Source organism: Vibrio sp. 970 (genome assembly GCF_033339075.1).
In genome coordinates this window covers 1-707 of the sequence record NZ_JAWOTW010000304.1, presented here as the reverse complement: position 1 = coordinate 707, position 707 = coordinate 1, and the positions used below count along the sequence as shown (strand labels likewise).

Here is a 707-nt window from a genome sequence, read left to right as displayed (position 1 = left end):
ATATACAATGCCGCAGCCTTGCTCACGAAGCTCATTAATCACTTTGAACAGAGATTCGGTTTCTGTATCAGTAAGCGCATCGGTTGGTTCATCCATGATGATGACTTTCGATTCAAACGAGAGCGCTTTGGCAATTTCTACCATTTGTTGCTCACCCAAACTTAGATCACCAAGCAAGGTTTTCGAGCTGTGTTTCACGTTCAAACGTTGTAGAAGTCTGTCCGCTTCCGCGTACATTTTGCTCCACTGAATGCGCCCCATAGAACCGGTAAATTCACGACCGAGAAAAATGTTCTCAGCGATTGTCAGTTCAGGAATTAAGTTCAACTCTTGGTGAATAATGCTGATGCCCGCTTCTTGAGAATCTCGCGGACCTTTAAATGCAGCAGGTTGACCCTGATACTGAATGCTACCTGCATCCATATGGTAAATACCGGTCAGCACTTTCATCAAAGTTGACTTGCCTGCCCCATTTTCGCCCATGAGCGCCATAACACGACCTGGGTATACATTCAGGCTCGCTTTATCTAGCGCCTTTACACCTGGGAACGCTTTTTCAATTTCGCTCAGTTGTAGAATGGCTTGAGTCATAATCTGTCCTCAATTCTCAGGCTTAAAAAACCACGCCCGCTTGGAAAATCACGTTCGCGTACGGTGTGCATTCACCGGTTCGAACCACTGCGCGACTTTGCTCGGTGCGTGCTTTA

2 protein-coding genes are annotated in these 707 nt (G+C 46.5%); both read right to left on the bottom strand.

The window, feature by feature from the left end; genetic code table 11:
• Window positions 1-591: ATP-binding cassette domain-containing protein (locus tag R7Q11_RS26325; RefSeq protein ID WP_225467016.1), on the bottom strand; the 591-nt coding region annotated here is incomplete at its 3' end.
• A 22-nt stretch (window positions 592-613) separates the two neighbouring features.
• Window positions 614-707 (bottom strand): RbsD/FucU domain-containing protein (locus tag R7Q11_RS26320; protein ID WP_318094462.1); only part of this gene is annotated, 94 nt, incomplete at its 5' end.